The sequence below is a fragment of the Paracoccus sp. DMF genome (assembly GCF_004407025.1).
Classification (GTDB): domain Bacteria; phylum Pseudomonadota; class Alphaproteobacteria; order Rhodobacterales; family Rhodobacteraceae; genus Paracoccus; species Paracoccus aminovorans_B.
The window spans coordinates 1-2,034 of the sequence record NZ_SOKV02000116.1 but is presented as its reverse complement, the minus strand read 5'-3'; the positions used below and the strand labels follow the sequence as shown (position 1 = coordinate 2,034).

Below are 2,034 nucleotides of genomic sequence, written 5' to 3'. Positions count from 1 at the left end.
GCGCCGCCACCCGGGCGACATGACCGATCCGGGGCTGGCCGGGGAAACCGTGCGCGTGCCGGCGTCCGAGGTCATCCACATCCTCGACCCGGTCGAAGCGGGCCAGTTGCGCGGGGTGTCGCGCTTCGCCGCGGCCGTGGTGAAGCTGTTCACCCTCGATCTCTACGACGATGCGGAGCTGGAGCGGAAAAAGACCGCGGCGATGTTTGCGATGTTCATTACCTCCCCCGCCCCGGAAACCGCTCTTGATCCGGCCGAGGACGATCTGGAGGTGGAACCCGGCCAGGTGGTGCGACTGGACCCGGGCGAAGATGTCACCACGCCATCGACGCCGGACTCTGGCAGCACCTACGAGCCGTTCCAGTACCGCACGCTCCTGCAGATCGGGGCCGCGCTGGGCGTGCCCTATGGCTATCTGACGGGGGACACCGCCAAGGGGAGCTTCTCCAATACCCGGATCGCCCTTGTCGACTTCCGGCGCCGCATCTCGGCCTTCCAGCATTCGGTCATGGTCTATCAGCTCTGCCGGGCGGTCTGGACGCGCTGGATGGACATGGCGGTGCTGGGGGGCGCCATCGACCTGCCGGGCTATGCGACAGAGCGGCGGCAATACCTCGCCTGCGACTGGCTTCCCACCAAATGGGACTGGATCGACCCAGCGAAGGACGCCGCGGCGGAAATCCTGCAGATCGAGGCAGGCCTGAAATCCCGCACGCAGGCCATCGCGGAGCGCGGCTACGACGCCGAACAGGTCGACCGGGAAATCGCGGCCGAACGCAAACGCGAGGCGGAGCTGGGCCTGGACTTCCGACGTCCGGGGTCACCGGCGCAGGCGGCCGGTGGCGGCGCGGCGCAAGGCAATGCCGACGTCCCGCGCCAGGATCAGCAGAATAGCGGCGATGAGGAAGACGACAGCGAGGACCGAGAACCCCGGCCCGCGGAGGACGCATGATGCATCACACCCAGATCGCCCAGCGCGTGTTCAACACGCCCCTGATGGTCGATCCCGCCAAGGCGCTGGCTTTCCTGACCGGGCTTGGGCCCCGGATCGCGGGGCGGGAAATCAGCGTTGAGGGGGTCGAAATCGCCGCCGAAGAGCGGGATGCCGCCACCCTGCCCGCCCGGGCGTCGTTGTTTGGTGATGATCTGACCAACCGCCAGGCACGGAACGGCGGTCAGCCCTTCGCAGTGGTCGAAGGGATCGCGGTCATCGAAATCGCGGGCACGCTGGTGCATCGCGGCGCCTGGATCGGACAATCCTCCGGCCTGACGTCCTACGAGGGCATCGCAGCCCAGCTGCAGGCTGCCCTTTCAGACCCGACGATCCGAGGCATTGCCCTCGACATCGACAGCTTCGGTGGCGAAGTCGCGGGGGCCTTTGACCTCGCCGACCGCATCCGCGCAGCGCGGCTGGTCAAACCCGTGCAGGCCTTCGTCGCCGATCACGCCCTCTCGGCCGCCTATGCGCTGGCCTCGCAGGCCGACCGGATCATCCTGCCCCGCACCGGGGCCGTCGGAAGCATCGGCGTCGTGGCCATGCACAGCGACATGAGCGGGGCGCTGGACCAGAAGGGCATCGCCGTCACGCTGATCCATGCAGGCGCCCGCAAGGTCGATGCGAACCCGTATGAGCCCCTGCCCGAAGCCGTCCGCGACCGAATTGCCGGCGAACTTGAGGATCTCCGCCAGCTCTTCGCCGAGACCGTCGCCGAAGGGCGCGGCCGCCGCCTGGACACCCTACGGGCGCTAAGCACCGAGGCCGCCGTCTTCCGCGGCGAGGCGGCAGTGTTTGCCGGTCTCGCCGACGAGGTGGCCGATCCCGTCACCGCCTTTCGCGCCTTCGCCGCCGCACCCCGCGGCACATCCACCCTCAAATCCAACCCCAAGGGAAAGGGCCCGATGATGACCACTGCCCCCGAAGATCATGCGCAGCCTTCGGCCGCGTCCGCCGCCGTCACCCCGCCGGAACCGACCCCGGCCGCGGCAGTCGCACCGCCGCAGACCGCGGCGGCCGCGATGTCGCCCGAAGCCATC

General features: G+C 69.0%; 2 protein-coding genes. Both read left to right on the top strand.

The features are described 5' to 3' along the window. A partial coding sequence (locus E3D03_RS20550; RefSeq protein ID WP_263568493.1) for a phage portal protein occupies window positions 1-952 on the top strand: 952 nt, incomplete at its 5' end. After that, a partial coding sequence (locus E3D03_RS20545; protein ID WP_411969840.1) for a S49 family peptidase occupies window positions 949-2,034 on the top strand: 1,086 nt, incomplete at its 3' end. The genes E3D03_RS20550 and E3D03_RS20545, both read left to right, overlap by 4 nt.